The sequence below is a fragment of the Paenibacillus aceti genome (assembly GCF_003614185.1).
GTDB classification, from domain to species: domain Bacteria; phylum Bacillota; class Bacilli; order Paenibacillales; family Paenibacillaceae; genus Fontibacillus; species Fontibacillus aceti.
In genome coordinates this window covers 1633296-1660065 of sequence record NZ_KZ987724.1, presented here as the reverse complement: position 1 = coordinate 1660065, position 26770 = coordinate 1633296, and the positions used below count along the sequence as shown (strand labels likewise).

The following is a 26770-nucleotide window of genomic DNA, read 5'->3' as shown; positions in this document are numbered from 1 at the left end:
TACATACAACCTAGGCACAATAGGGTCTATATTTATGTTATCAGTTAGGAAAGGAATGAAGCACCATGAGTGGTTTGATTAGAGTTTGCGATGTGGAGAAGTATTACGGAACCCAGTCGAATATTACAAAAGCGCTGAATCGGGTCAGCTTTGAAATAAATTCCGGCGAGTTCATCGGCATTATGGGGGCGTCCGGCTCGGGGAAGACGACGCTGCTCAATATGCTGTCCACGATTGACACGGTGACCTCCGGTCATATTTATTTTGAACATCAGGACATTACCACATTGAACGAGGAGAAGCTGGCGCTGTTCCGCAAAGCTAATCTTGGGTTTGTGTTTCAGGATTTTAATCTACTCGACACGCTGACGATTGAAGAGAATATTATGTTGGCCATGACATTACAAGGCAAGCGAAAACAAGAAATCCATGCCAAATGCAAGCAAACGATGGAGCAGCTGGGGATCGCGCAGATCAAGGATAAATTTCCGTATGAGGTATCCGGAGGGCAGAAGCAGCGCTGCGCCTGCGCCAGAGCTCTGGTGAATGAGCCGAAGCTGATTCTGGCGGATGAGCCGACAGGAGCGCTGGATTCCAAATCGGCAACGGCGCTGCTTGACACCTTCACCGCGATGAATGAGAAGCTGGGAGCCACGATTCTGATGGTGACGCATGATTCATTCTCCGCCAGCTATTGCAGACGTATTTTATTCCTCAAGGATGGTGAAATATTCCATGAGCTGGTGAGGGGGAACGGGACAAGGCGTGAGTTTCTGAACGAAATCTTGGATGTCCTCTCCCTCACAGGAGGTGATGTTGCAGATGCTAGGTAAGCTGACGCTTCGCAACGTGAGACGATCCTCCAAGGATTATATGATTTACATCGTGACCATGGCGGTAGTGGCTTCGCTGATGTTTGCCTTTAATGGCATGATGTTCTCCAGAGACATGAAGGAGCTTTATCGGGAATTCGCTATCTTTATCGCCTTTGTCGCTATGGCTTCTTTTTTCATCATTATGATCGTTATCTGGCTCGTTCACTACATGATTAATTTTATGATGGAAAAGCGCAGTCGCGAGTTCGGGACTTACCTGCTGCTGGGCATGAGGAAGAAGCAGATCGCCGCTATCTTCCGCAGGGAGAATATCCTTCTTGGCTTGATTTCCCTGCTCGTGGGGACTATTCCGGGGATGTTCTTTCAGATTTCTTTTACTAATATTTTCTATTCTATAGTAGATGTGGAGTATCATATTTCTCCTGATTTCAGTCCCTGGAATCTGCTGCTGACCTTTGGTTTGTTCTTATTCGCTTATATATTGGCCTTATTTCGGGTCAAGCGTAAATTCAAGAAGATGACGATCAACAGCTTGATATACCTGGATAGACAGAATGAGCTCGTCAAAAATGAGAAAAAAACGTGGAAAAAGCTACTTGTGTTCATTTCCGTAGCTTATATCATTATATTTAATGTGCTTGTCCTGAACTCGAATATGAGCATGGGGTCGGTGTGGTTATATATTGCCGGCTTGCTTGCCGCGATCTATCTCCTGTATATAGGGCTGTCTTCGTTCTTTATCAGTTACATCAAAAAACAGCGTAAGGGCATATACAAAGAGGCGAATATATTCGTGCTTAGGCAGCTGTCCTCAAAAATCAAAACGATGCGCTTCACGATGGGCACGCTCACGATTCTGTTTACAACGGCGCTGCTAGCCTGGATGGTCGTCATGATGTTCGCCGATTATCAGAATAAAGAGCTGGCCAGAAACTTGCCCTTTGATGTGCAAGTCTTCAACGAGGACACGAAATTTGACTTCAAGCATGAATTAAGCCTCATATCAGAAGCTTCAACGATCAAAGATCAGCATATTTACAACATATACGAAAAAGATACAGATCACATTAACCAGTATCTCTACGACCATGTGGAGGGGACCTGGCAGGGCGAAGGGAGAGAAGGCAGCTCCTATTTTACCTATGATACTTACATCGGCATCAGCGACTATAATTATATTCGCTCCATGCTGGGCTATAGTCCGGTAGAGATCGGGAGTAACGGTTATTTGATTCATTGCGTAGAGCGAGTACAGCCTTACTTGGAGCAGTTGGCCCGAAATGGCTCGATAATGGACGAGGAACAACAGGATAAGGATCTGATTTACAAAGGGATGTACACTGAGCCGCTGTCACAAAAAGGGATGAACGGAGCGGATTATCTAATTGTCGTTCCGGATTCATATATGAAGACGATGCACCCTTATTACTCCCTGTTGGCCGTGAGTTTAGAGGGCAAAGCTCCCTCTGATTTGAGCGAACGTCTCGCAGCTATTCAGCCTTCCTATGATGGCAATGGAGACTATCATTTGAAGATGCAATATGGATATGGGAGCAGCAATATTATCAGCTATTCGGGAATTGTGCTGGTAAGGGATAACAGTATCGTGGAAGTAGGATTGGCCCTGATATCTATGGCATTCGTACTGGCTTATATCGGGATTGTGTTTCTCTGCGCGGCGCTGACGATCCTTGCGGTTCAGCAGTTAAGTGATTCCTCTAAGTATAAATTCCGCTACTCCATACTGAAGCAGCTGGGACTGAGCAGAAGAGAGACGAACCGGGTTGTTCTGAAGCAATTGGGAGTTTATTATATGTGTCCTTTTGTCATATCCATTGTGCTCAGTATGTTCATCGGCTTGTTTGCCAGCGAACGGTTTGTTTATTACACGGGGATTCAGGCAGGGATCTTCCAATACTATCTTTTGGCCGTGCTCGTCTTTGCAGTAATATATCTGGTTTATTTCATCGTGACCTATGTAGGTTTTTTGAGAAATATATATGATTCATAGCTGAAAATAGTGATTGACAATAAAATGCGTTGTAACTATAATGATTACAGGTCTTGTAACTGATTTGATTACAATAGATGATATAGAGAAAGGGAGGGATAGAAATGAAGGCATCGATTCATCCTAAGGCAGAGATTGGGATCGTACGGTTGAAGATCAAAAATTTGGACCGTTCGCTCCGTTTCTATCAAGAGGTAATAGGTCTTCAAGTGCTGAAGCAGGAGGGCCATGTGGCTGAGCTGACGGCGGACGGGGAGCATGTACTGCTTGTGTTGGAGGAGAATGAGGCATTCCGTATGCTGCCTGGACGCAATGTATCCGGCCTGTACCATTTTGCAATTCTAGTTCCTGACCGGGTGTCGCTGGGACTGGCCCTGCGAAATTTGATCAAGCATCAGATTCCGGTGGGGCAAGGGGATCATCTCGTGAGCGAGGCGCTGTATCTGAATGATCCGGATCGGAATGGCATTGAAATCTATGCAGACCGGCCGCGCGATACTTGGCAGAAGGACGAACAAGGCGAGTATAAGATGACTACGGATCCTGTCGATATCGAAGGCTTATTGAATATTTCGGAGCAAGCGGAATGGCGAGGATTGCCCGCAGGGACCAAAATAGGGCATGTCCATTTCCATGTTGGTGATCTGAACCGGGCCAAGCAATTCTATACTGAGGTTCTGGGTTTCGATATCGTATCTCATTATGGACGGGATGCGCTGTTCATCTCGGCTGGGGGCTATCATCACCATATTGGTCTGAATATATGGGCGGGCACCGGAGCGCCGCCGAATCCGGAGGATGCTGTCGGACTGCGGTATTTCACGATTACATTACCTGACCAAGAAGCGCTTCAAGAGGTTGGGAGCCGCCTACAGCAAGCGGGTGCTGTGTATGAGCAAGAAGCTGGATTGATCTCAGTGACTGATCCTTTTGGCATCGGTATTCGTCTGGTCGTTAATCCTTAATATCATCTCATCACGCATGATGGATGTTCATGGATAGATATCATTATATTATTTGGAGGTAATTACAATGGCAAAGATCGGAATCGTAGGAGCAACAGGCAAGGCAGGCAGCCGTATTATGAAGGAAGCGCTGGATCGGGGACATGAAGTTACCGCGATCGTACGCGATGCATCCAAATTGGATAATAAAACAGTGCCTGTGCTGGAGAAAGATGTGTTCGATCTGAAGGCGGGGGATCTGCAAGGCTTCGATATCGTGGTGAACGCCTTCGGCGCGCCCGGGGGTCAAGAGCATCAGCATGTGGACGCTGGCAATGTGCTGATCGAAGCGATGAAGGGAGCACCGAATACGAGATTGATCGTTGTCGGCGGGGCAGGCAGCCTGTATGTCGATGAAGCGAAGACGACCCGGGTGATGGATACACCAGGATTTCCGGCGATCTTCTTGCCGACCGCATCGAATCAAGGCAAGAACCTGGAAATTCTGCAAGCCACCGATTCGATCAAATGGACCTTCATTAGCCCTTCCGCTAACTTCGCGCTGGGCAGACGGACGGGGTCTTATCAGACAGGCAAGGACAATTTGCTGATGAATTCCAAGGGTGACAGCTATGTTAGCTACGAGGATTTCGCGGTCGCTGTAGTCGATGAGATCGAGAATCCAGCTCATATCAACGAGCGCTTCACCGTTGTATCCGAGGCTTAATTAAGGTGCCTTAGGGTGTCCTGGTAGTAAGAAACGTGATAGACAGAGGAACAGAGGGGATCTTAGCGAATAAGATCCCCTCTTTCTTATACTCTCCTCCGATGGACATATTATCAAGTCATATCATCCCGGAGCGCGTCAATAATATTTTCACTTTTTATCTTGCCAATGGCATACAGCATCGTAATGAACACCACAAAGAGCACGCTGAACACGCTGATTGCCATACTGCCCCAGGGGAACACAAAATCGATATTGTCCGCTCCGCCGACAAACATCCCTTTGTAAATGAGCCAAGCAGAGATTGCCGCTATCGGCAGCCCGAAGAGCAACGCCCTCATACCATAAAAGGCACACTCGAAATTCATCATCTTTTGGAAATCGCGTTCAGACATCCCCACTGAGCGGAGCATGGCAAGCTCCCGCCGGCGCAGCTTGATATTCGTGGAAATCGTGTTGAACACATTGGCTACCGCAATCAGTGAAATCATAATGATAAAAGTATATGCGAACACGTTGGCAATGAAGATGTAATTGCGATTTTCATCCATCATGTCATAGCTATTGTACAGGTTGTATGTGGCTTGAACCCCGGCCCCTTGAATCATCGTTTTCATTTCTTCTGCCGACTGTGAGGGATTCTTTGAGCGAAAGGTCATGCCCTTAACAGCCACATGAGCTACATGAGTATCGGAGGCTTCAAGCTTCTCCTTGAGTGAATAGGGGGCCATCACCCTAAAAAAGTATGGCTTCTGCTCGGAGTTTCCCATGATCGGGAGTGTATCAGGCGGCACGGTCTCGACAAGTGTAATGCTTACGTTTTGCCCCTGTTCCGTCTTCGGCTCGCCATTCATTTCGGGAGCGATGGTAAAATTCATGGAAGAACTCATGAACATATCATTAAACTGGTCAACCTCCTTCAGCCGATTGCTGCTGCCTTGCATTTTGGCAACCGCGATCATTTTTGCAGTTTGCCCGGTATATTCCTCTGCAGGCAAGCCCAAGTCTTTGATCATCTTCAAATAGGCGTTGTCATCAAGATACTGGAGCTCTATTGGCAGATGAACTGTTTCGTCCGGCGAATGTGAACCCGCGTATTCCCAGTAATCGTCTGAAAGTTCGCTTGCTTCGACAGCGCAGGAATACTTCATAAGCGTTTGATACGAGCTTTCATAAACACCGTCGGCGGTTTTTAGTTTGTCGTAAAGGGATAACATTTCATTATCATCCATGTCCTGTGTGGCAAAACCGATGTCATAAGTAGTAAACTCTACCGCCCGCTCCGACGCCTGTTTCATATCCATGACAAAAGCACTGGCCGATACAAACAGCACGATGCTTAAAACAAGGGATAGTACAATGCTGCGATAGCGTTTCTTGTTTCTTTTATAATTCTTTAACGCAAGAGTTCCTTCCAAGCCGAAAATACGCTCCGCAAGCTTTGAAGTTTCCACGGCTTTGGATTCAACTTTGACCTCGTTCGTCTGGCGGATACTCTCCATCACCGGAGTGTTTGCAGCCTTTCGCGCCGGAATATAGGCCGAAATCAGAATCGTAACCATGCTGACCGTCACCGCAACGACAATTGCGGGGATGGACACCGTCAAGGTAAAAGGGACGTTGGTGTAGAGAATGTTCCCGAAATTATTGGCGACAATGGAAATCACAAGCCCGATGCTGCCGATGCCAACGATGACGCCAATCGGTATGCCGACTGCACCGATACATAGCCCCTCAAACAGCACCGAATTACGCAGCTGCCTTGCCGTGGCTCCCACCGACGAGAGAATCCCGAACTGGCGTGTGCGTTCATTCAGCGAGATGGTGAATGCGTTATAAATCAGAAAAATCGAACCTACCATGATGATGACGACCACAATGCCGCCAACTGCGTACAGAAGCGTGTTGAACAAATTATCATCCGAAAGACCCATGAAGCGCAGCACATTATCATTAAAGACGTAAGCCCCGGTTCCGGCTATGCTGTTTGCGTAAGTGTGAACCTGGCGCGGATTTTTCAGCGTGACAAACAGGCTGAGGTTGTCCACTTTGTCCTGTGCATCCGCTTTGGTTATCAAGGTGTATCCCGGCGCGGCAGATTCCTCAAAGCCCGGTCTTTGGTAAATACCGACAACCGTGTAAGTTTTCTCGGCTTTTGGCACTAGCGTTTCTTTCTCGGGAATGTAAGGGACGTGTTGACTTAGATTTTTGTTTCCGTCCATACGGCTTCCGACAGCAAGTGAAAGCGTGTCGCCCACTGCGAATTTAACGCCGCCGTTTGCTGCGATGCTCCCCGAGACAAGAATCTCTCCGCTGTTTTCAGGCAGCCTGCCGGACATCAGGTTGATGGGCAAAGTATTAAATGATTCCTTGCTAAATCCGGCTATAAAGAGATAAGGCTTGTTTGGGTTTTTACCGCCGTCAAGCGTTGCGTAGCCGATATTTTCAAATGCTGCGATGTTAGCGATTCCCTCGTCGTGAGTTCTTTCCTGTATGAAGGAAGAGGGGACATCCAAAAACTCAACATGCCAATCGCCGTATTTCTGGATCGCGCCGTTGGTCATATAGTTCAGCAGGGAAACGCCAAAGGTAGCGACTCCCGTAATCATGGCAGCGGACAAGACCACTCCGATGATCGTGACAATCGTTCGGGTACGGCTTTTTTTCATGCTTTGCAGAGTGACTTTGTTAAAAATATTCATGGCCGCACCATCTCATCTCTCACTACTTTGCCGTCGGATATGCCGATAATGCGGTCTGCCTGCAGGGCGATATTTTCGTCATGAGTGACGAGGAGCAGGGTCTGCCCATATTTTTTATTGCTTTCTTTCAACAGTTTGATGATTTCATGCCCATTCCGGCTGTCCAAACTGCCCGTAGGCTCATCGGCGAGCATGACCGCCGGGGCGTTCATCAAAGCGCGTCCTATGGATACGCGTTGTTGCTGACCCCCCGAAAGCTGATTAGGTAAATGCGTTTTGCGGTCTTGTAACCCCAGCATTTCGAGCAGGTCATTCAGCCGTTCCTCGTTGACCTTGCGCTTGTCCATCAGGATAGGTAAAGTGATGTTTTCCACCACATTCAGCGTGGGAATGAGGTTGTGAAACTGGTAAATCAGTCCGACCTGCCGCCTGCGGAAGATGGCGAGTTTTTCATTGTTTTGGGCATATACATCCTGCCCGTTCAAATACACTTTTCCGCTTGTCGGCACGTCGACGCCACCGATGATATGAAGTAATGTGGATTTGCCGGAGCCGGAGGAGCCGATGATGGCAGTAAACTCCCCCTTTTCGATGGTAAGCGAAACATGGTCGAGCGCGGTAACTTGGTTTTCGCCCTTGCCGTAGACCTTGCATAGATTTTCAATTTTTAAGAACTCCATTATGTAAGTCTCCTTTCTCATGGCTTACCCATATCATAGAATCTTCAACTTACATCTCTGTGACTTTCAGGTGAGAGATTCGTCACTTTGGGAAACGAATGGCAAATATCGCGCCGCCCTGCGGGTGATTTTTTGCAATAATTGTCCCTCCATGCCGTGTTATAATCAGCTTGCAGAGAGAAAGTCCAATCCCGTATCCTGTAGCGTCTGCGCTTTTTCCACGATAAAATCGGTCAAACAGGCAGGGTAAATCTTCTTTCTCAAAGCCTGCGCCGCTGTCGTGGATGGCAATCTCAGTAAACAGGGGATTGTCCGTGCAGACCATCTCAATCTTCCCGTTCTCACCTGCGCTTTCCAGACAGTTTTTGAGGATATTTTGAATGGCTTCCGAGAGCCAGCCCGAATCGCCCTGAATCATCATCCCTTTCGGTACGTCTATCTGCACATCAATATCATGCAGTTCCATCGGGATTAGGAACGGGCGAAGCGCGGCGCATACAAGATCGTTTACATCAATTAGCTCGCTTTGGAACACCACAATGCCCGCGTCCAAGCGGGATAATTTCAATAGGGAAGTGATCAGCCAATCCATCCGCACCAGCAATTCCTCGGTTTCCCGCACAAATGCCTTCCGCTCATTTTCATCAGGGTTATTCGCTAACAATGACAGAATGAGGTTCGCGGATGTGAGCGGAGTTCGGAGTTGGTGGGCGATATCGGCCAGCGAATCGGCAAGATGCTCTTTTTCTTTTTTCAGCGCGTCGTTTTGCTCTCGAATCCGCAGCATCATTTTGGTTATCTCGCTGTGCAGAATGGAAAGTTCGCCCTCGTCCGATTCACCGATATACAGATGGTCAGCATTATGAAGCACAAGGTCGATTTGATTTGAAATCTGTGCAATCCTTTTATATCGGGCTTTGGTAAACGCGAAAAACGCCGTGCCAAAGGCGACGGCAGAAGCAAGGGCAAGGATTCCTGCCGCTGTATTGATGGCAAACCCCAGCACTACAGCGACGGCGGTCATTAAGGAGAAGAACGTGGCAAACTGCCGAAACTCTCTATTCCGAAGCATACTCGCCCCCCAGTCTATACCCCGTCCCGCGAACAGTCAGAATAATCTGCGGGTTGGCCGGGTCGTTCTCGATCTTCTCCCGCAAACGTTTAATGTACACGGTCAGTGTATTGTCATTGACAAACTCGCCCGCCGCGTCCCACAATTCGTCTAGGAGCTTGCCCCTCGTGATAATACTTTTGGGGTTGCTAATAAATACCAGTAACAAGCGGTATTCTAATGCCGAAAGAAAAACCTCGTTGCCGTTTTTTTTCACAATGCCGCTGGCCGTATCGACATGAAGCCCGCGGATTTCAAAATCCGACCCGGAACGTCCGCTTTTCCGCAAGGCGGTTCCAATTCGCGCAATCAATTCACGCGGACGAAAAGGCTTGGTGACATAGTCGTCCGCGCCCATATTCAGCCCGGTAACAACACTCGCCTCATCGCCAGAAGCTGTCAGAAAGATAACGGGAATGTCCTGCATTTCTTTGATTTCCGTGCAAACCGTAAAGCCATTTCCGTCAGGCAAAGAAATATCAATCAAGGCCAAATCAAATTTATTCCCGTCAAGCGTGGCAAGGGCTTCACTTCGCGTAGGGGCGTGAGTGACTGTAAATCCCTCCGAGCGCAGCAATAGCATAAGGTTTTTCGCGATTGTCTTATCGTCCTCAACCAAAAATATCCGTTTCATTTATTTTCATCATCCTTTACTGTACTGCTTCTGTATCGTAGCTCTATTATATTTCTTTATTTCTTTTGACGGAAATATATAAGTTAGGAAGTAGTGGGGAATTCGTAAATGTCTGCGGCTTATCACGGTTCTGACGACGCGCAGCTCGCGCAGTTTGATGAGTTAGAGCCTGAGCTATTGCTTGAGTTTGCCGGCTTTATGAAGACGGAAATCGAGCAGGTCGTCGCACGGTATTTTGCAGGGCATGATCGGGCTTAACTCTCTACGCACTGCCTATGCAATACGCAAACTTGACTTGAAAAGCCTATAAATTAAAAAGCCTGCAAAAGTGCAGGCTTTTCGTCCCAAATCGCTCGTTTCTAGGAAATTCCTGCAAATATGCAGGCTTTCCCACTATTTTCTGCGAAATCAGGCTTATCCGGAGAAAAAAGATGCATTTTCGCAGGAATTTACTCTCTCAGCTAGGGGAAATGGCAAAATTCCTGCATAATTGCAGGTTTTTCGGGTAGATGACACTCTATATGTTACGATTCTAAGAAAGTATGATTTTACCTGTACCCAATTATCCTATAGCGATTATAATCCTTATAAGCCCTAGTGCAAGGATTCATAATCAAGCACTATATTGAAAGCGCCATCATTGATGGGTTGGAGCATTTGCACCTTATAATTCGAACGAAGGGGGATAATGTGGCAGGTTGTCCAGAGGCGGGACTATTACATAGTGTTTGTGATTCGCGCGCACAGTGCCTAATATGATTCTACGCTAGATCAGAGCTAAGCATTATATCAGATACTATACATGACATGGGAGATGAGGAATAATGTGGAATGCGGCAATTCATGATGCACTGACGAAGATCAAGAGTAATATTGTTAAACATCCGGGCAAGCTGCCTCATATTACGGAGGGTCAGCGTTATGAATGGGGAGGCAATGACGACTGGATCGAGGGATTCCATACCGGCATGATGTGGCTTGCCTATGAATATGGACAAGATGCCTTCTATAAAGATGCGGCGGAGTCGTATCTGGCCAATTTCCGCGATCGTCTGGAGCGCCATGTTGCTCTGGATCATCATGATATCGGCTTCCTCTATTCATTGTCAGCGGTAGCGCAGTGGCGTGTTACGGGAAGTGAGGAGGCGCGCGAGGTTGCGCTTCAAGCGGCGGATAAATTATCAAAGCGCTGGCGGCCTCGGATCGGGATTATTCAAGCCTGGGGGAAGGAAGAAGATCCGGAGAATGGCGGCCGGATCATCATCGATTGCCTGCTCAATCTTCCGCTGCTGTTCTGGGCGTATGAGCAGACGCAGGATCGGAAGTATCATGACATCGCCATGCGCCATGCCTTGATCAGCCAGAAATTTCTCGTTCGCGGCGACGGCTCCTCGTATCATACTTTCTACTTCAATACAGAGAACGGAAATGCGATTCGCGGCGGTACGCATCAAGGCTATGAGGATGGCTCGACGTGGACACGGGGCCAGGCTTGGGGAATATACGGCTTCGCTCTGGCTTATCGTTATACGAAGCATGAGACCTTTTTGGATACCTCCAAGCGTCTGGCGAGATATTTTATTGAGCGCATTCCTGAGGATGGCGTGGTATATTGGGATTTTGACGTCCCGGTGGAAGAGGGAACACCGCGTGACAGCTCCGCATCGGCAATCGCCGCCTGCGGTATGTTGGAGCTGCTGGAATGGCTAGGGGACAATGATCCTGACCGCGATTTGCTCGAAGATGGGCTGAACCGCACGATGACCGGATTGGTCGAGAAGTATGCGAGCACGGATCTTGCCGAGGCGGAGGGTCTACTGAAGCATGGCTCCTATCATGTAAGAGGAAATCGTGCGCCGGATGATTATATGATCTGGGGAGATTACTACTACTTGGAGGCGTTGGTACGCATAGACAAGGGTATTAAGGGATATTGGTATGAATAGAGTAGAATAGTCACAATATAGAGCAGGAGCGGGTGTCTTAGCGAATAAGATGCCCGTTCTTTTTTGCCGGAAAAGTAAAAAATGCACAATGAGAGATTGCCAAAGCTATCAGTTAATCGGTAGAATCGGAAATAAAGACTAGAGCGTCTTTAACTCGGTTTTGTAAGGAGGGTAATCTTAAATGAAGCTGGAGACTAGACTGGTCCAGTATTTAAGCCAGGATGAGCAGATCATTCATGATTTACAGCTTGTTCGGCAATTGGGCCTGCCTCAGTGTTATGTCGCTGCGGGATACATTAGAAATTATGTATGGGATCGTCTACACGGATATGAAAATCGCGGCACCTATAGCGACATAGATGTGATCTATTACGACCCGCAGAATATCTCGGAGGAGCGCGATTGGCAACTGGAGAACGAATTAAGGAGCAGCGCCGGGAATGATAAGTGGTCGGTGAAGAATCAGGCCAGAATGCATATCCGTAATGGAGCGGAGCCTTATCTTTCCACGCTGGATGCGGTCAGGCGCTGGCCTGAGACGGCGACGGCTGTCGGGGCGATGCTTGATCCGGAGGATCAGATCGTCATCCTTGCCCCGCACGGACTGGATGACTTATTCAATATGATCGTTACAAGGAGCCCATACTTCGAGGATCGCGAATATTATTTAGAGCGTGTCAGGCAAAAAGAGTGGCATCTTTTATGGTCGCTGCTTACTTTCGATGAAGAGTAATGGTAAGGTGTAAGGGATTACATATATGAACAAGTGGAGGGAGGATCGCGATGGATACATCATTACAGGCTGCGATCTCTTTACGAGAAGCAGGCAAGCACGCAGAGGCCAGGGAGCTTCTCTTGAAGCTCGAAGAATCATCACCGCAAGATCCGCGGCTTCTCTTCCAGCTGGCATGGGTTCATGATGTTATGGGGCTGGAACGGGAGGCTATTCCCTATTATGAACGGGCATTGTCCTTAGGGCTTGCGGGTGAAGCGCGGAGACGGGCGCTGCTCGGTCTGGGTAGCACTTATCGAACATTAGGGATGTACCGGGAATCCGGCGAAATATTTGCCGCTGCGATCGCTGAATTTCCAGAAGCCAGAGAATTCAAGGTGTTCTATGCCATGACCTTGTATAATCTGCAGCAGTATGAGACTGCGATGAAGCTATTGTTGATCGAGCTGGCCGAGACGAGCCAGGATCAGGGGATTCAGGATTATAGAAGAGCGATTCGCTTCTATGCAGGCAGACTGGACGAGATATTTTGATGCTTTTACGCTCTTCAAGCGCGCCCCAAAGGGCTCGGAAAATTGTAACGAAACGGGAGTGAGCTTAATGAAAACCAATATCTACATCGTCAGGCATGGACAGACGGAATGGAATGTATTGGGTCGAATGCAGGGACATCAGGATTCCCCATTGACAGAGTTAGGTGTTCAGCAGGCGACATGGCTCGGTGAGGCATTACAGGATAAGCCGATCGATATTATCTATTCCAGTTCAAGCCCAAGGGCAAGAAGGACAGCGGAGCTAATTAGAGATTATAGTAATCATAAGCAGATAGATATTGTTGAAACCGATGATTTCCGAGAGATTAATCTGGGCGTCTGGGAGGGAATGACGCAGGATGAAATTGAGCGATTATACTCGGAACAGTTGCATAGTTTCTGGAAAAATCCTGAGAAATTCGCTGTAGAGGGAAGCGAGAGCTACCAGCAGGTATATGACCGAGTCCGGAAGAAGCTGCTTGAAATCGCGCGTGAGCATGAAGGGAAGTCGATTCTGGTCACTACGCATACAGTCGCCGTCAAGCTGCTGATGTCTTACTTCGAGGAGCGGCCGCTGCCGCAGTTATGGGAGCTTCCTTATATCCACCCCGCCTGCCTCTGCCAGGTTTCGCTGGATGGCGACACGAAGGAAATCTTACTTCATGCCGATATAAGCCACTATAAAGAAGCTACGGGGGAGTTTTAACAGATGCGCTATAGTTTTAACAAAATCACCAGAGAAGCGGCGATTGTTATTTCCAAATGGGAGTATCCGCCGCCCTATAACTTCTATAATATGGACCCGAGTGAGGAAGGACTTGCCGATCTGTTAAACGGAGACTATTACTCTGCGACAGATGAGGCTGGTAATATTGCCGGATTTTTCTGCCATGGATTATCGGCCAGAGTTTCAGGTGGGTATCGCGCTGGATTCTATGAGGATCGCGAGCGGCTGGATATCGGTCTTGCCATGAAACCTTCCCTAACGGGACAAGGGCTAGGGCGTACATTTGTACAAGAAGGCATGAGTTATCTGCAGCAGCAGCTTGGGCGAACCAGATTCAGACTCGTCGTAGCCACCTTCAATGAACGGGCGAAGCGGGTATATGAAGAGAATGGATTCACGCCAATAGGTACTGTATTATCCGCAGTCAACGGGGAAGATGTTGAGTTTCTGTGTATGGTGGCGGATCGAGACAACAGAGACAACAGGTGATAAGCAAACGGGAAGTGATCAGGATTGAATAGAGGAATGAATAAGACCATCGGGCTGCTAGCGCATGTCGATGCGGGGAAGACGACATTTGCCGAGCAACTGCTCTATCATACGAACAGTATCCGCAGCAAGGGGAGAGTGGATCATCAGGACTCTTTTCTGGATACACATGAATTGGAGAAGTCACGCGGAATCACGATATTTGCCGATCAGGCGATGATGAATTATCAAGGCTCAACCTATTATCTCATCGATACACCGGGACATGTCGATTTCTCAGCAGAGATGGAGCGTTCTCTGCAAGTGATGGATTATGCTGTTGTGATTCTGAGTGCGGTAGAGGGAGTTCAGGGTCATACGGAGACGGTGTGGCAGCTTCTGCGCAAGCATAGCATCCCAACCCTATTTTTCGTTAATAAAATGGATCGTACCGGTGCTGATCTTCAGGCTGTATTGGAACAGATTCATCAGCAGCTTACTCCGCACGCAGTGATGGTTCACGGTGAACTATACGCTAATGAGCTGGAGGAGGGATTGGTCGCCTCGATCGCTGAGCATGATGAACAGTTGCTGGAGAGCTATCTGGAGGGTAGCTATGATACAGAGATAGTCCTGAATACTATGGCTAGATTGGTAAAAGATAGTGCTGTTTTTCCAGTAATGTATGGGTCAGCATTGATGGATGAGGGGATCGATCGATTCCTTCGTCACCTGGAGCGGTTATCCCATATCGAGTATGATAGGGAAGCGCCTTTTGCCGCCCGGGTCTATAAGGTCCGCCATGAGAGTCAGGGAACCCGCTTAACCTTTCTGAAGATCACTGCCGGCAGACTGAGAGTTCGGGATGAGGTTCAGTATATGGACCATAGTGGAGAGAGGATTCAGGAAAAAGTAACCTCCCTTCGTTCGTATAATGGCGAGAAATATACTCTTATTGAAGAGGCCGAAGCGGGGCAGCTTATTGCAGTGACCGGCCTGGCGGAGGCTGCTGTAGGCGATGGCTTGGGAGAACTGCGGCATCGTGCCCGGTATGAACTGGTGCCCGCGCTCAAATCCAGGGTTCTGTTCGATCCGAAGCTGTCTGTAAGAGAGGTACAGCGATACTTCCAGATGCTAGATGCGGAGGACCCCTCGCTGAATGTTACCTGGGATGAGGTGCTGCAGGAGCTGTATATCCATGTTATGGGAGCGATACAGCTTGAAGTGCTGGAGCAGGTTGTGTTGGATCGCTTCAAGCTGCAGGTAGCCTTCGGCACTCCGGAAATATTATATAAAGAGACGATTGCAGGCGAAGTGTATGGCTGCGGGCATTTTGAGCCGCTCGGCCATTATGCGGAGGTGCATTTGAAGCTTGAGCCTGGGCCGAGGGATAGCGGGGTTATTTTCAGAAATGAATGTCATCCTGATCATCTAAGTTCTGGCTATCAGAATCTGGTCGGCCAGCATGTGCTGGAGCAGGAGCATCCCGGGTTATTAACCGGGTCTCCGCTGACGGACGTTATTGTTACGCTGCTGAACGGACGAGCCCATAACAAGCATACGAGCGGCGGAGATTTCCGGGAGGCTACGCATCGGGCGCTGAGGCAGGGGCTGGAGAAGGCGGAGAATATACTGCTGGAGCCTTATTATATGTTCAAAATCAAGGTTGATTTAGAGCTGATCGGTCGCGTGATGTCGGATATCCGGCAAGCTCACGGCTCATTCAATCCCCCAGAGACAAGTGGAGATCAGGCGATGATTAGCGGTACGGTACCGGTGGCAACCTTTATGAATTATAGTGCGGAGCTGGCTTCCTTCTCGAAGGGGAGGGGGGCACTGTCGCTGCAAATTGGCGGGTATCAGCCCTGCCATCAATCGAAGGTGGTCATTGAGAGCCGAAATTACGATAAAAACGCAGATCCGGAGTACACCTCCGCCTCGATTTTTTGTGCGAAGGGTCAAGGATACAGTGTTCCATGGGATGAAGCGGATCGGCATATGCATGTGCAGTTGTAGCTCGTAAAAAGGGTTCAGAACGAAGGACGGCTTGTTTTCGTGCCGCTGTACGATATATAATAAACTGGGTATACATCATGCTTCTGGGGTTGAATATATGGATCTGATACTCAATAAATCGTCACCACCCACCCTTTGTTCTGGATGAATTAAACATAAATCATAATGAGGTGTGAACAAGATGGGACGTAAGTGGAATAATATTAAAGAGAAAAAAGCTTCAAAGGATGCAAATACAAGCCGGGTTTACGCGAAATTTGGCGTAGAAATTTATGTGGCTGCCAAGAAGGGCGAACCGGATCCGGAATCGAACCGTGCACTGAAGGTCGTACTGGAGCGGGCCAAGACATATAATGTGCCAAAAGCGATCATTGATCGCGCACTGGAAAAAGCCAAGGGCAGCGCGGATGAAATTTATGACGAGCTTCGCTATGAGGGCTTTGGGCCGAACGGCGCGATGATTATCGTGGATGCGCTGACGAATAATGTGAATCGTACTGCTTCTGCTGTCCGGGCAGCATTTAATAAGAATGGCGGTAATATGGGCGTAAGCGGTTCTGTCGCTTATATGTTCGATGCCACAGCTGTATTCGGGGTTGAAGGCAAGACTTCTGACGAAGTGCTCGAATTGCTGATGGAAGCGGATGTTGACGTTCGTGACATTCTGGAAGAAGACGAGTCGGTCATCGTCTATGCGGAGCCGGATCAATATCAGGCGGTTCAGGATGCGTTCAACGCAGCTGGGGTTACGGAGTTTACGATTGCTGAATTGAGTATGATCGCTCAGAACTATGTAACTCTTCCAGAGGATGCGCAGGCTCAGTTCGAGAAGCTGGTCGATGCGCTGGAGGACCTGGAGGATGTGCAGCAGGTGTATCATAATGTCGAGCTTGAGGACTAAGATAGAGCGAGACGGCTCTTGAAATAAAATAGTATAAACAAGAAATCCTTATTCGATAAGGATTTTTTGTTTATGAGGGCGAGTTGTGGAATAGAAGATTCCAGTTAGCCGATACTTGAGGGTATCGTGGATGGGACAGGTGGTGCGACAGCTATGAGTATTAAAGTAAAATTTTCATACACATTTCTAATCAGTTTGCTATGCTTGATCGGGTTCGGACTTATTGCTTACTGGATCGGGGCAGCGCGAATTCATACCTTCGATAATCAGATCATCGCCTATGTGCAGGGGCTTGAATCCGATTCCTGGACAAGGTTCATGAAGCTGTTCACCTGGATTGGCAGTCAGCTGCCGGTGATGGTTATTTTGCTGGCGACGCTCCTATTTCTGTACTTCGTGCTGCATCATCGCAGCGAGCTTGTGTTTCTCCTTGTGGTAGTAGGCGGATCGGCGTTGCTCAACCTATTGCTTAAGGAGCTCTTCCGGCGTAATCGTCCATCTCTGCACAGACTTATCGAAGAGACCGGCTTTAGCTTCCCTAGTGGTCACTCGATGGCGGCCTTTAGTCTCTATGGGGCGATTGTCTTCTTAATCTGGAAGCATATCCCCTACTTATTAGGCAGAATCGCTGTCATTGTGATCGGGGCCTGCCTGATCCTGACGATCGGGGTGAGCCGCATTTATCTCGGCGTGCACTATCCGAGCGATGTGCTCGGCGGATATCTTATCAGCGCCTGCTGGCTGACAGCTTCAATCTGGCTGTATCAAGGGTATCTGGAAGCGGCGTATGAGAAGAAGAGAGGCTATGCGCGGCCATGATCAAGATCGTGACATCATAGGACGAGCATTGTATAATGCATCTTACATTTGAGGGGGCGGGATTTTTTGTGGCTCATCCACAATTCCTGCAAAAATGCAGTTTTTGCTCATGAAACCAGGCTCAGCCTGTAAATACCTGCGATTATGCAGGTTTTTGCCCGGTACTAGCCCGATTTTGGAAAATTCGGCACGAAAGCCTGCATTTTTGCAGGAATTCCTTATAAACAGGTTGTTTGGAGCACAAAAGCCTGCAGATTTGCAGTTTTTTTATTTTGCCTGAAGTAAAGCAGATCCTAAGGACTTGAAAGCGAACTAGAAAAAACGTACAGCCCGGGCCAGGATAAATTTTACATAACAGCTTCACCTTACTGTACACTTATGCTAGTATAAGCCATAAATGGGTGTATCCTACTACATATTAAGGAGATGCATGTCATTATGGGAATGAGAAAAAGTCTTTGTGCAGGTGTATTATCGGTAGTTCTGATTTTCACAGGCTCTATGGCTGCGGTGTCGGCCCATCCGGGAAGAACGGATTCCAAGGGCGGGCATACCTGTCGCACGAATTGCGAGAAGTGGGGATTGGAGTACGGGGAGTATCACTATCATAACGGTGGAGGCTCAACGAAGTCTAAGTCCAACTCTTCAAGCAAGAAGAGCAAGACCAAGTCAACGACGAAGAGCAAGACAACCACCAAGAGTAAGACAACGACTACGAAAAGTAAAAGTACGACCACTACTCAAAGCAAGTCCAAGCCATCCGCACCGACCTATAAGAAATCCGGATTAGTCGTGTATGTTAACGGGAACGAGCTGGCCTTTGACAGCGATCCGCTGATCTATGAGAATACGAATCTGCTGCCTCTGCGGGAAATTGCTGAAGGGATGGGAGCGACGGTGACCTGGAGCAAGGAGACCGGAACAATCCTGGTAGAGAGGGCGGAATGGGCGATGACCTTGACGCTGGGAAGCAAGACGGTGTATTACAACGGAAAGGCGGAAACAGCGAGCGCGGCACCGAAGGTGATAAATGGCGTCACCTATGTTCCGGCTCAAGTCTTCGTGCGCGGTCTAGGGGCTGGAGTCGTATACAATGAAATTACGAACTCATTAGAAATCACCTACGAATAACGTAGCTATCATACTAACTCTAATACTCCCATCATTGTAGAGTAGAAGTTTTTGTTTTTTCTACTGTCTACTATGATGGGAGCGATTTATTCTCTCAAGGGATTTCAGCTTTTTCCTTTATATTGAAGCGTGATACGAAACGCCTTTTATGAACGTTTCAATCACTTCGAAATTCTCATCGAGCAGGACGAGATCCGCGTCGTAACCAGCTTCAATGCGTCCGGTTTGGTTCAACTGAAGAATCGACGCCGGTGTGGTGGAAGTCATCTTGACGCTGTCTTCCAGTGAAATGCCGAACTTTGTACTAAGCTTCAGGGAACGGTTCATCGTTATTGTACTGGATGCTAGTGTGCCGTCATGCAGTCTCGCAATGCCGTCCTTGACCGTCACGTGATGGCCGCCGAAGAGATATTCGCCATCGCCGACACCCATAGCTTGCAGCGCGTCGGTCGTTAATACCATGCGGTCCGGCCCTTTGATTTTATGCATGAGGCGAATTATTCCGGGGTGCAGATGGACGCCGTCGACTATCGCTTGAACGCTCACTTGATCGTTCTCTAATGCGGCTGTCACAAGCCCAGGCGAGCGATGATGGATGCTTGGCATTGCATTGAAACAATGGGTGATATGCGTGGCTCCTTCTTGGAAAGCCAATTGGGCTTCCTCATACGTAGCGTTGGAATGTGCTATTGCGACTACGACATTTTTACTTGTCAAATAATGAATAAGTTCGATACCGCCGGGCAATTCGGGAGCGATCGTGACCATCTTGATCAGATTTCCGGCTTCGCGGAAAATAAGCTCCATCTCATCAAGATCAGGATGTCTCAAATATTTGGGGTTTTGCATGCCTTTGCGCGCTACGTTCAAATAAGGGCCTTCCAAGTGGATTCCGACGATTTTGGCGCCTTCTTCATGGCCGATGACTTGTTTGACGCTCCGAATCATGGCGATTAGGTCGTCTAGTGTAGAGCTTACGGATGTAGCCAGGAATCCGGTGCATCCCGTCGCGGCACAGGCTCTGGATACTGCTTGGATGCTTGCCGTCGTTCCTTCCATCATGTCATGATTGTCCGCGCCATGGATATGGACGTCAATCATACCAGGAATCAGCAAGTGACGTTGTCCGTCCAGGATGCGATCCGCATCTTGAACATCTTCCAGTGACGGATTCGGAGGAAGTATAGATTTAATCATGTGATCTTCAATCCAGACGCTGGCAGGTGTAAGCGCTCCGTTCTGAATCATCATAATGTTGGAAATTATCGTCTTCACAGGTTCTCCCCCTCTGAGGCTAATATGACTTCAATACCGTACAAGTCTAGTTTCTCTTGGATCGCTGCAGGCAGGCGCCGATTGGTAAATAAGAGATCGATTCCATCAAAACTCATTTTAAAAGAAGATGTCTGATTCACTTTCGACGCATCCACCATGAGGCAGACCTTTTTGGAATTTTGCAGAATCGATTTCTTCACTTGAATATCTTCCAACTCTGAATAGAATAACCCGTCCGCGGTGATGCCTGAAGCGCCGATAAACGCAAAGTCAAAATAAAACTGCTGCAGCTGCTCCCCAATCGAAGAACCGTGTAAAACATGGGAATCGGGGTTGAAATAACCGCCTAGCAAATACACTTTGTTGCCTTGTTGTTGAGTGGAGACGGAAATTGCATTGTCGATCGAATGCGTGACGACGAGCAAATCCGTCTGCGTTATAAGTATTCAGAGTCGTGTAAGCCTGAAATCATTGTGTATGGTGTTGATATAGCGCGAAAGGTATCATGAAAGAAGGGGGGAGAAGATCGTATGAAACAAGGAATATTCATTATATTAGTGATTACTTCATTGTTCTTAGTGTCTAGCTGCAGCAGTAATAATCCACTTGAGGTTGAAAACGATGCGATATCAAGACAGGTGAAAGATGGGGATAATAATGTTAAGGAGTCGCCTTATATAAAACGACTCCCTATAGATAAGCAGAATTCAGTTGTTCGATTTAAAGATGAAAAAAACCTCAGTGAGTTATACAGTTTTACTCCGGAGGAAATGATGCTCGTTTATCTTTACTGTCTATCTATAGATGATGCGGATTCGCTATATGAAATAACCTTAAATGATGATCAGTTACCTGACAAAGATAAATTCAAACATGATTATGTGAAATATGTGATGAATTATGAAACTGTAATTGCAATTCACTCCTTTTATTATAATGCAATACAAATCGATGAACGATCTTTTAATGGGAAAAGTGTAACGGTCATAATTACGGATGATACAGGGCTACCAAAGTCTGTAGCATTAATGTTACAAAAAGAAGATCAGGTATGGAAGATAGATTTTTACTATTCTATGAAAAAGCACATAAAATAGACGGCTAATAATCAGGCTGAGTGCTCAGTCTGATAAGCTCCCATCATAGTAGACAGTAGAAAACAAAAATTTCTATACTCTACAATAATGGGAGCTTTTTTAATGTCTAGAAGGAGTTCAGCCCCGGCGGATTTCTACCTCGATCCGGGCTTCTATCAGGAAATAGTTGTACAAATACATCTATTTCCAGAATCTCAAGCTGATTCTCGAGAATAAGTGTTTTTTAGCATTTATTCATTTGCGGGAAACCGCAGAATTACCCGTGTACCCCGGTTCACTTCACTTTCGATCGTCAGACCGTACTCCGAGCCGTACATTACCTTGGCCCGGTCATGTACATTTTTCAGGCCATAGCCGGTCGGTTTGGATTCCAGCAGGGAAGTGAGTCGTTCCGGTTCAATGCCGATTCCGTTGTCCTCCACCCGAAACACGATGCAGCCATCCTCCAATTTGCCGGACAGCTTGATCTTTCCGCCTTCATCCCTGTTCTCGATCCCATGGATAATCGCATTCTCCATCAGCGGCTGCAGCATCAGATTCGGCATATGATAGGCCAGAATGGCTTCATCGATCTGATACTCCACATCGAAGCTGTTGCTATGCATAATCAGCTGGATTTTCATATAGGATTGCACGTTCAGGATCTCATCGGATACTAGGATCATATTGTCGCCCTTATTGAGCGTTGTACGATAGAAGGTCGATAATAGCTGGGCCATCTCACTAATATCAGTCGCGTGAATTCGCAGTGCCCGCCAATTGATCAGCGAGAGGGAGTTATAGAGAAAATGCGGGTTAATCTGTGCCTGTAGCGCCTTCATCTCATATTCCTTGCGGGCGATTTCCTCGCGATATACTTTATTGATCAGCCCTTCCGTTTTTACGACCATATTACCGAAGCCGCGGATCAAATCCCCGATTTCATCCTTGGAATCGCTATGAACTGTCACTTCAAGCGAGCCTTCCTCGACGGTCTTCATATTGCTGCGCAGCTGCTCGATTCTCGAGATGAACTTGCGTGAGAACAAGGTACCGGCTATAGCTACAGCCGCGATACAGCCTACGATGATGAACAAAACCGTCGAGACGATTTGCCATGCCTTCTCGGTGATCAGATTCGTCGGCTTATACAGGAACACCGTCCAGCCCGAGGTAGGGATTTCCGAATGCAGTACCGTATATTTCTGACCATTCCAGTGCATCTCCTCTACAGACGGATCGGAGTAGAGCGAAGTTGGATAGACTCCGCTTGGTTCCGAGGTATAGACAAGCTGTCCGCGAGTATCCAGAATGAGCAGATGGCCGCCCTGACTCTCCAAGGATTCAAAGGGCTTCAAGAGACTCTCATAATTGATCTTGGCATATAGAATATTGTCCTTCGGATTTTTAATCTTCGTATTAAGTACACGGCGTACGCTGAAGATTCTCTGTTGCTCGGAGAACCACAATACATTGGTCGAATCCATCACATGCGGATACCAGTTCATCTTCTTGATTTCATCCAAAGGCCGCACGGTCTGCCCATGCTGGTGCAGATTGGTGCCCGTATAGAGGGTAAGCTGCTCTATGCTTGCATTTAAGTTCCGGGCAGTATAGAAATTCTGATCGATGACATTCACGATCTGGTCATACATCTCAAAGGTGCTGGTATACGTATGATTAGCCGCATTGACGATCTCCTGGTTGAAGCTCAGGAAATTTACGATTTTATTGTACGCCTCCAGCTGACTGTCCAGGGTTAAGGCGCTCTGGTTCAGCGCCGCGTTCAAATCGGATTTGGACTGATTGATCAGCAGCGAGCGGGTTTCCGAGAAGCAGAAGCTTCCCAAGACAATGACAGGGATCATGCTGATCAGCAAAAAAGCCAATTTGATTTTTGTCTGAAAATTCAAATCATGGATATATTTCTTGAGCGAATGCCAGCTTTGCCTCATGACTCCTCCACGGCCTCATATAATCTTTGATTATGCTGTCTGAATTTCTCGGGGGTATGCCCATAGAAATCACGGAAATTTTGGCAAAAATAAGAGAGATTGCGGTATCCGACAGCGCTGGATACATCCGCTATTTTCAGATGCGTATTCGTCAGCATTTCCTTGGCTTTTTGCATGCGTACATTTTTGATGTATTTATTAATCCCGCAGCCGGTCGTCTTCTTGAACATCGAGCTTAAATAATGGGGGGACAAATACACTCTGGCCGCCAGATGCTCCAGACTTAGATCCTCGGCGTAGTTCTCTTCAATATATTGTTTAATCGCCATGATATCACGGTTTTGAGCGGGTTCTGTATTTGTGAATTTTTGCTCAAATCCTGAAATTCCTTTCAGCAGTATTCTACGGATATCCCTGAGATCATCCGCCTTATATATGGCCTCAATCCCTGAATTGATCTCCCGCTCAGGTCCATTGATCGATGACATGATGCTCTGATAAACCGTAGAGAAAATATGTTTGACATACAATTGCGAGAACTGGACCTGTCTTACATACTTCTGATAGAGCAGTTCTGTATTAGCCTTCAAGCTGAACATATCCCTTTCTTTGATATTGCTGCGAATCTGTTCAAGCATCTGGCTATCTGTCAGGTCGGGAAAGATCTGCTCGGAGAACAGCATTTCGTTCTTGGCGTCGAATACGAAGGAGTCCGGCAGGAAGAAGCGGTATTCCATCAATTGCTCCAGTTCCGGTAGCACCTCGGCCAGATCTTGAATCGCTGTCAGTCCTTTTTTTATGCCGATATAGCAATTTACTTTATATGTCAGCAGGATGCTGTCGTGAATCTGTACAGCCAAATCCTGATAAGAGATACTGGAATGAACTCCCTGTTGCTCCGGGAAGAGCAGCATGCTCTGGCAGCCATTCAAATTCAAATAGTCGGCAGGCGTTCCCAGTATGGAATGCAGAAATTCCTCGAATTCCACCTCATCGGTGTTCTCGAAGAAATCCTTCTCGAATTCAAGCAGAAGTATCCCTTGATAATAGGTTGGAAAGTCATGCCACAAGCCTTGCATGGAAGGTGGTTCTCCGATCCCGTTCACGAGGGTGAAGAGAATATGCTTCTTGACATAGATCTGTTTCATTTGCGAGGCTTCGTCCTGCTGCTGACGATCTGTTAATTCCCCGATCACCTTCGTCATCGTCGCTTGGAACGCATCGACATTGACCGGTTTCAGCAGATAATCGGAGACGCCTAGCGCAATGGCCGTCTTGGCATATTCGAATTCAGCGAAACCGCTGAACAGGATCACCTTAAGCTGCGGATGAAGCTCAAGCGCTTGCCTCGTTAGCTGCAGGCCGTCCATTTGCGGCATTCTGACATCGGTAAATAATATATCAACAGTGTGTTGTTTCAAATAATCCAGGGCCTTGCGGCCATTATCGGCTGTCTCCAGATGAAGGGGAAGACCCAGCTCTTCGATCAGGAAGGCGATCCCTTCACGCTCATCCTTATGATCATCTACTACCAAAATAGTTAACATCCGTATCCTCCCGTACTTTTTTAATGATTTTATTATATCACTCCTAATGGGGGCAATTTGAGAAGGAGAAAGAGAGTATTTTTTGATATAAAACGTAATTTTTTTGCGTTTACGAGTCTTGGGCAACAATCTTAGAATAGAGTTATATTTATGAATGCAGGTTTGAAGCAAGCCGGCGCTTTGAAACCGTATTATTTACGAGTTTATGAACCATAATAATTCATTTGAGTCAGATCATGAGTCAGATAAAAATAGGGAGGTCTACTTATGTTATCAAGAACAAAGCGTATTTGCTCTGTTGCACTAGCAGCTGTGTTAGCGGTATCCCTGGCCGGCTGTGGAAGCTCCGACAATGCGAATAGCAGTGCAGCATCCGATAAATTGAATGATCCTGCTTGGAAGGAAGCCATGACTACTCCATTTGGCAAGTATCCGGAGACCGTAACTTACACAGTAGGTCAAATGGCGACGAACTATTCTTCGCTGAACGGAACTGCTTATGAGAAGGATAACGCTACGGATAATGTCTGGACCCGATATTTCAAGGACAAGCTCAACGTACAGAACACGACGAAATTCGAAGCTAATGACGGTACTGACTATAGCCAAAAAGTATCGATGGCCATCGTCAGCGGCGATATTCCCGATATCATGGTCGTTCCCGATTATTCGACCTTGCAGCAGCTGCATGATAACGATTTGATCGCCGATCTGACAGATGCATATAACAATACAGCAAGTGACCGGATCAAGGAGATCTATGATTCTTACGGCGGTCGCGTACTCGATAACGCAAAATTCGATGGTAAATTGATGGCCATTCCGACGACAGAAATTTCACACGGCCCTGGCATCCTCTGGTTGCGCAAGGACTGGATGGATAAATTAGGACTGCAAGAGCCTAAGACACTGGAAGATGTCGAGAACATTATCACCCAATTCATCGAGAAAGACCCAGGCGGTAACGGGGCTGGCAAGACCGTAGGTCTTGTTGTGGACAATGAGAATGTAGCTGGTGTATCCGGCGGTCAATATTCTTTGAACAATATCTTCTCCCTGTACGGCGCTTATCCGAAGCAATGGATTGATGACGGTAATGGCAATGCGGTATATGGTTCGATCCAGCCTGAGATGAAGACGGCTCTTACCAAAATCTCTGAGATGTACAAGAAGGGCCTCGTTGACCGTCAGTTCGCGGTACGTACAGGCGATGACCGCAAAGCGCTGCTCACCGGTGGCAAGAGCGGTTCCTTCCTCGATAACTGGTGGGGAAGCTGGACAGTAGCCGATACGCTTAAATTGAACCCGGACGCGGAATGGGTATCTTATATTGCTCCACAAGCGGAAGACGGTTCGCTCACGATGTTCACTGGCAACCCTTCAAGCAGTTATCTTGTAGTACGTAAAGGCTTCGAGCATCCGGAATTAGCTGTGAAGATGGTCAGCCTGCAATATGACTACCAACGCTACCAAGAAAAAGACGAAGAGGTACTGAAGCAATTCGCTGACTATAGCCAGCTGAATGTATCCGGTTCACCGATTATCGTCAATATCGACTACTATGACGCTTTCTATCGCAATGTTGACATTATGAAGGAAGCGCTCGAGACAGGCGATACTAGCAAATTGGTAAGTAATATGGATATTAGCAACTACAATTCTTACAAGAAATATCTGGATAGCGAGAAGAACGGAGACAAGCCGGACTCGGTATCATGGGCTGGATATGCTTCCAGTATTACTACAGCAAGCATGGTGAAGAACGCGAATATCAAGGAAGTTAACCCTGTATTCTTCGGAACCACATCGTCCATGTCGCTGAAATGGCCAACTCTGTCCAAGATGGAGCTTGAAATGTACTTGAAGATTATTACTGGCGATCAATCCCCGGATTCCTTCGATAAATTTGTCGATAGCTGGAAGAAGACAGGTGGGGATATCATCACGAAGGAAGTTAACGAAGCGATTGCTTCCAATTGAAGTTGAAAGAGTTGATCC

General features: G+C 47.4%; 24 protein-coding genes. 16 read left to right on the top strand and 8 right to left on the bottom strand.

Going from position 1 to position 26770, the window contains the following annotated elements:
* Positions 1 to 65 precede the first annotated feature (65 nt).
* The 4 genes from BFJ94_RS07245 to BFJ94_RS07230 all read left to right on the top strand — a co-directional run bounded on the left by BFJ94_RS07245 (position 66) and on the right by BFJ94_RS07230 (position 4518).
* Complete coding sequence (locus BFJ94_RS07245) at positions 66 to 833, top strand: ABC transporter ATP-binding protein (protein ID WP_120462053.1); 768 nt, start codon at positions 66 to 68, stop codon at positions 831 to 833.
* A complete protein-coding gene (locus BFJ94_RS07240) occupies positions 823 to 2847 on the top strand; it encodes an ABC transporter permease (protein ID WP_120462052.1) in 2025 nt (674 codons plus the stop codon). Before BFJ94_RS07245 ends, BFJ94_RS07240 begins: the two co-directional genes overlap by 11 nt.
* Before the next feature lie 104 nt (positions 2848 to 2951).
* Positions 2952 to 3812, top strand: a complete 861-nt coding sequence (locus BFJ94_RS07235) for a VOC family protein (RefSeq protein ID WP_120462051.1) — start codon at positions 2952 to 2954, stop codon at positions 3810 to 3812.
* A gap of 67 nt (positions 3813 to 3879) precedes the next feature.
* Positions 3880 to 4518 carry an NAD(P)-dependent oxidoreductase gene (locus BFJ94_RS07230; protein WP_120462050.1) on the top strand — a complete coding sequence of 213 codons (639 nt, stop codon included), beginning with the start codon at positions 3880 to 3882 and terminating at the stop codon, positions 4516 to 4518.
* A gap of 113 nt (positions 4519 to 4631) precedes the next feature.
* Here the strand turns inward: BFJ94_RS07230 and BFJ94_RS07225 are convergent, their stop codons facing one another.
* From BFJ94_RS07225 to BFJ94_RS07210, 4 genes are all read right to left on the bottom strand, one after another.
* A complete protein-coding gene (locus BFJ94_RS07225) occupies positions 4632 to 7220 on the bottom strand; it encodes an ABC transporter permease (protein WP_120462049.1) in 2589 nt (862 codons plus the stop codon).
* Positions 7217 to 7900: an ABC transporter ATP-binding protein gene (locus tag BFJ94_RS07220; protein ID WP_120462048.1), complete on the bottom strand. Its 684-nt coding sequence runs from the start codon at positions 7898 to 7900 to the stop codon at positions 7217 to 7219. The genes BFJ94_RS07225 and BFJ94_RS07220 overlap by 4 nt, the downstream gene beginning before the upstream one ends.
* Before the next feature lie 82 nt (positions 7901 to 7982).
* Complete coding sequence (locus tag BFJ94_RS07215; protein ID WP_120462047.1) at positions 7983 to 8972, bottom strand: sensor histidine kinase; 990 nt, start codon at positions 8970 to 8972, stop codon at positions 7983 to 7985.
* Positions 8959 to 9645, bottom strand: a complete 687-nt coding sequence (locus BFJ94_RS07210; protein ID WP_120462046.1) for a response regulator transcription factor — start codon at positions 9643 to 9645, stop codon at positions 8959 to 8961. Before BFJ94_RS07210 ends, BFJ94_RS07215 begins: the two co-directional genes overlap by 14 nt.
* A gap of 108 nt (positions 9646 to 9753) precedes the next feature.
* Here BFJ94_RS07210 and BFJ94_RS25340 point away from each other — a divergent pair, with 108 nt between their 5' ends.
* The 10 genes from BFJ94_RS25340 to BFJ94_RS07165 all read left to right on the top strand — a co-directional run bounded on the left by BFJ94_RS25340 (position 9754) and on the right by BFJ94_RS07165 (position 18919).
* Complete coding sequence (locus tag BFJ94_RS25340; RefSeq protein ID WP_162944215.1) at positions 9754 to 9903, top strand: hypothetical protein; 150 nt, start codon at positions 9754 to 9756, stop codon at positions 9901 to 9903.
* Positions 9904 to 10469: 566 nt separating this feature from the next.
* Positions 10470 to 11591 carry a glycoside hydrolase family 88 protein gene (locus BFJ94_RS07205; RefSeq protein WP_120462045.1) on the top strand — a complete coding sequence of 374 codons (1122 nt, stop codon included), beginning with the start codon at positions 10470 to 10472 and terminating at the stop codon, positions 11589 to 11591.
* A gap of 181 nt (positions 11592 to 11772) precedes the next feature.
* A complete protein-coding gene (locus BFJ94_RS07200) occupies positions 11773 to 12324 on the top strand; it encodes a nucleotidyltransferase family protein (protein WP_120462044.1) in 552 nt (183 codons plus the stop codon).
* 50 nt (positions 12325 to 12374) lie between these two features.
* On the top strand, positions 12375 to 12857 hold the full coding sequence (locus BFJ94_RS07195; protein ID WP_120462043.1) for a tetratricopeptide repeat protein: 483 nt from the start codon (positions 12375 to 12377) through the stop codon (positions 12855 to 12857).
* Between the two features lie 67 nt (positions 12858 to 12924).
* Positions 12925 to 13563: a histidine phosphatase family protein gene (locus BFJ94_RS07190; RefSeq protein ID WP_120462042.1), complete on the top strand. Its 639-nt coding sequence runs from the start codon at positions 12925 to 12927 to the stop codon at positions 13561 to 13563.
* 3 nt (positions 13564 to 13566) lie between these two features.
* Entirely contained in the window at positions 13567 to 14073 is a 507-nt protein-coding gene (locus tag BFJ94_RS07185; RefSeq protein WP_120462041.1) for a GNAT family N-acetyltransferase, read from the top strand.
* A 36-nt stretch (positions 14074 to 14109) separates the two neighbouring features.
* Entirely contained in the window at positions 14110 to 16068 is a 1959-nt protein-coding gene (locus BFJ94_RS07180; protein WP_120465133.1) for an elongation factor G, read from the top strand.
* A 181-nt stretch (positions 16069 to 16249) separates the two neighbouring features.
* Complete coding sequence (locus BFJ94_RS07175) at positions 16250 to 16969, top strand: YebC/PmpR family DNA-binding transcriptional regulator (RefSeq protein WP_120462040.1); 720 nt, start codon at positions 16250 to 16252, stop codon at positions 16967 to 16969.
* Between the two features lie 153 nt (positions 16970 to 17122).
* Positions 17123 to 17788, top strand: coding sequence for a phosphatase PAP2 family protein (locus tag BFJ94_RS07170; protein WP_120462039.1), 666 nt, complete (start codon positions 17123 to 17125; stop codon positions 17786 to 17788).
* A gap of 444 nt (positions 17789 to 18232) precedes the next feature.
* Positions 18233 to 18919 carry a copper amine oxidase N-terminal domain-containing protein gene (locus tag BFJ94_RS07165; RefSeq protein WP_120465132.1) on the top strand — a complete coding sequence of 229 codons (687 nt, stop codon included), beginning with the start codon at positions 18233 to 18235 and terminating at the stop codon, positions 18917 to 18919.
* 117 nt (positions 18920 to 19036) lie between these two features.
* Here BFJ94_RS07165 and nagA read toward each other — a convergent pair whose 3' ends face one another.
* Together nagA and BFJ94_RS07155 are read right to left on the bottom strand one after the other, a co-directional pair.
* Entirely contained in the window at positions 19037 to 20170 is a 1134-nt protein-coding gene (nagA, locus tag BFJ94_RS07160) for an N-acetylglucosamine-6-phosphate deacetylase (protein ID WP_120465131.1), read from the bottom strand.
* Between the two features lie 20 nt (positions 20171 to 20190).
* Positions 20191 to 20619 carry a DeoR/GlpR family DNA-binding transcription regulator gene (locus BFJ94_RS07155; protein WP_162944214.1) on the bottom strand — a complete coding sequence of 143 codons (429 nt, stop codon included), beginning with the start codon at positions 20617 to 20619 and terminating at the stop codon, positions 20191 to 20193.
* A gap of 105 nt (positions 20620 to 20724) precedes the next feature.
* Here BFJ94_RS07155 and BFJ94_RS07150 point away from each other — a divergent pair, with 105 nt between their 5' ends.
* Positions 20725 to 21291, top strand: coding sequence for a hypothetical protein (locus BFJ94_RS07150; protein WP_120462037.1), 567 nt, complete (start codon positions 20725 to 20727; stop codon positions 21289 to 21291).
* Between the two features lie 230 nt (positions 21292 to 21521).
* Here the strand turns inward: BFJ94_RS07150 and BFJ94_RS07145 are convergent, their stop codons facing one another.
* Both BFJ94_RS07145 and BFJ94_RS07140 read right to left on the bottom strand, forming a co-directional pair.
* Complete coding sequence (locus BFJ94_RS07145; RefSeq protein ID WP_120462036.1) at positions 21522 to 23225, bottom strand: cache domain-containing sensor histidine kinase; 1704 nt, start codon at positions 23223 to 23225, stop codon at positions 21522 to 21524.
* Positions 23222 to 24772 carry a response regulator gene (locus BFJ94_RS07140; protein WP_120462035.1) on the bottom strand — a complete coding sequence of 517 codons (1551 nt, stop codon included), beginning with the start codon at positions 24770 to 24772 and terminating at the stop codon, positions 23222 to 23224. Before BFJ94_RS07140 ends, BFJ94_RS07145 begins: the two co-directional genes overlap by 4 nt.
* Positions 24773 to 25039: 267 nt before the next feature.
* Between BFJ94_RS07140 and BFJ94_RS07135 the strand changes: the two genes are divergently transcribed.
* Positions 25040 to 26752 (top strand): type 2 periplasmic-binding domain-containing protein, encoded by a 1713-nt coding sequence (locus tag BFJ94_RS07135; RefSeq protein ID WP_120462034.1) that lies wholly within the window; start codon positions 25040 to 25042, stop codon positions 26750 to 26752.
* Positions 26753 to 26770: the final 18 nt, after the last annotated feature.

Coding starts and splice junctions, on each gene's coding strand:
- BFJ94_RS07245 (WP_120462053.1), top strand. CDS start 66: ATGAGTGGTTTGATTAGAGTTTGCGATGTGGAGAAGTATTACGGAACC.
- BFJ94_RS07240 (WP_120462052.1), top strand. CDS start 823: ATGCTAGGTAAGCTGACGCTTCGCAACGTGAGACGATCCTCCAAGGAT.
- BFJ94_RS07235 (WP_120462051.1), top strand. CDS start 2,952: ATGAAGGCATCGATTCATCCTAAGGCAGAGATTGGGATCGTACGGTTG.
- BFJ94_RS07230 (WP_120462050.1), top strand. CDS start 3,880: ATGGCAAAGATCGGAATCGTAGGAGCAACAGGCAAGGCAGGCAGCCGT.
- BFJ94_RS07225 (WP_120462049.1), bottom strand. CDS start 7,220: ATGAATATTTTTAACAAAGTCACTCTGCAAAGCATGAAAAAAAGCCGT.
- BFJ94_RS07220 (WP_120462048.1), bottom strand. CDS start 7,900: ATGGAGTTCTTAAAAATTGAAAATCTATGCAAGGTCTACGGCAAGGGC.
- BFJ94_RS07215 (WP_120462047.1), bottom strand. CDS start 8,972: ATGCTTCGGAATAGAGAGTTTCGGCAGTTTGCCACGTTCTTCTCCTTA.
- BFJ94_RS07210 (WP_120462046.1), bottom strand. CDS start 9,645: ATGAAACGGATATTTTTGGTTGAGGACGATAAGACAATCGCGAAAAAC.
- BFJ94_RS25340 (WP_162944215.1), top strand. CDS start 9,754: ATGTCTGCGGCTTATCACGGTTCTGACGACGCGCAGCTCGCGCAGTTT.
- BFJ94_RS07205 (WP_120462045.1), top strand. CDS start 10,470: ATGTGGAATGCGGCAATTCATGATGCACTGACGAAGATCAAGAGTAAT.
- BFJ94_RS07200 (WP_120462044.1), top strand. CDS start 11,773: ATGAAGCTGGAGACTAGACTGGTCCAGTATTTAAGCCAGGATGAGCAG.
- BFJ94_RS07195 (WP_120462043.1), top strand. CDS start 12,375: ATGGATACATCATTACAGGCTGCGATCTCTTTACGAGAAGCAGGCAAG.
- BFJ94_RS07190 (WP_120462042.1), top strand. CDS start 12,925: ATGAAAACCAATATCTACATCGTCAGGCATGGACAGACGGAATGGAAT.
- BFJ94_RS07185 (WP_120462041.1), top strand. CDS start 13,567: ATGCGCTATAGTTTTAACAAAATCACCAGAGAAGCGGCGATTGTTATT.
- BFJ94_RS07180 (WP_120465133.1), top strand. CDS start 14,110: ATGAATAAGACCATCGGGCTGCTAGCGCATGTCGATGCGGGGAAGACG.
- BFJ94_RS07175 (WP_120462040.1), top strand. CDS start 16,250: ATGGGACGTAAGTGGAATAATATTAAAGAGAAAAAAGCTTCAAAGGAT.
- BFJ94_RS07170 (WP_120462039.1), top strand. CDS start 17,123: ATGAGTATTAAAGTAAAATTTTCATACACATTTCTAATCAGTTTGCTA.
- BFJ94_RS07165 (WP_120465132.1), top strand. CDS start 18,233: ATGAGAAAAAGTCTTTGTGCAGGTGTATTATCGGTAGTTCTGATTTTC.
- nagA (WP_120465131.1), bottom strand. CDS start 20,170: ATGATGATTCAGAACGGAGCGCTTACACCTGCCAGCGTCTGGATTGAA.
- BFJ94_RS07150 (WP_120462037.1), top strand. CDS start 20,725: ATGAAACAAGGAATATTCATTATATTAGTGATTACTTCATTGTTCTTA.
- BFJ94_RS07145 (WP_120462036.1), bottom strand. CDS start 23,225: ATGAGGCAAAGCTGGCATTCGCTCAAGAAATATATCCATGATTTGAAT.
- BFJ94_RS07140 (WP_120462035.1), bottom strand. CDS start 24,772: ATGTTAACTATTTTGGTAGTAGATGATCATAAGGATGAGCGTGAAGGG.
- BFJ94_RS07135 (WP_120462034.1), top strand. CDS start 25,040: ATGTTATCAAGAACAAAGCGTATTTGCTCTGTTGCACTAGCAGCTGTG.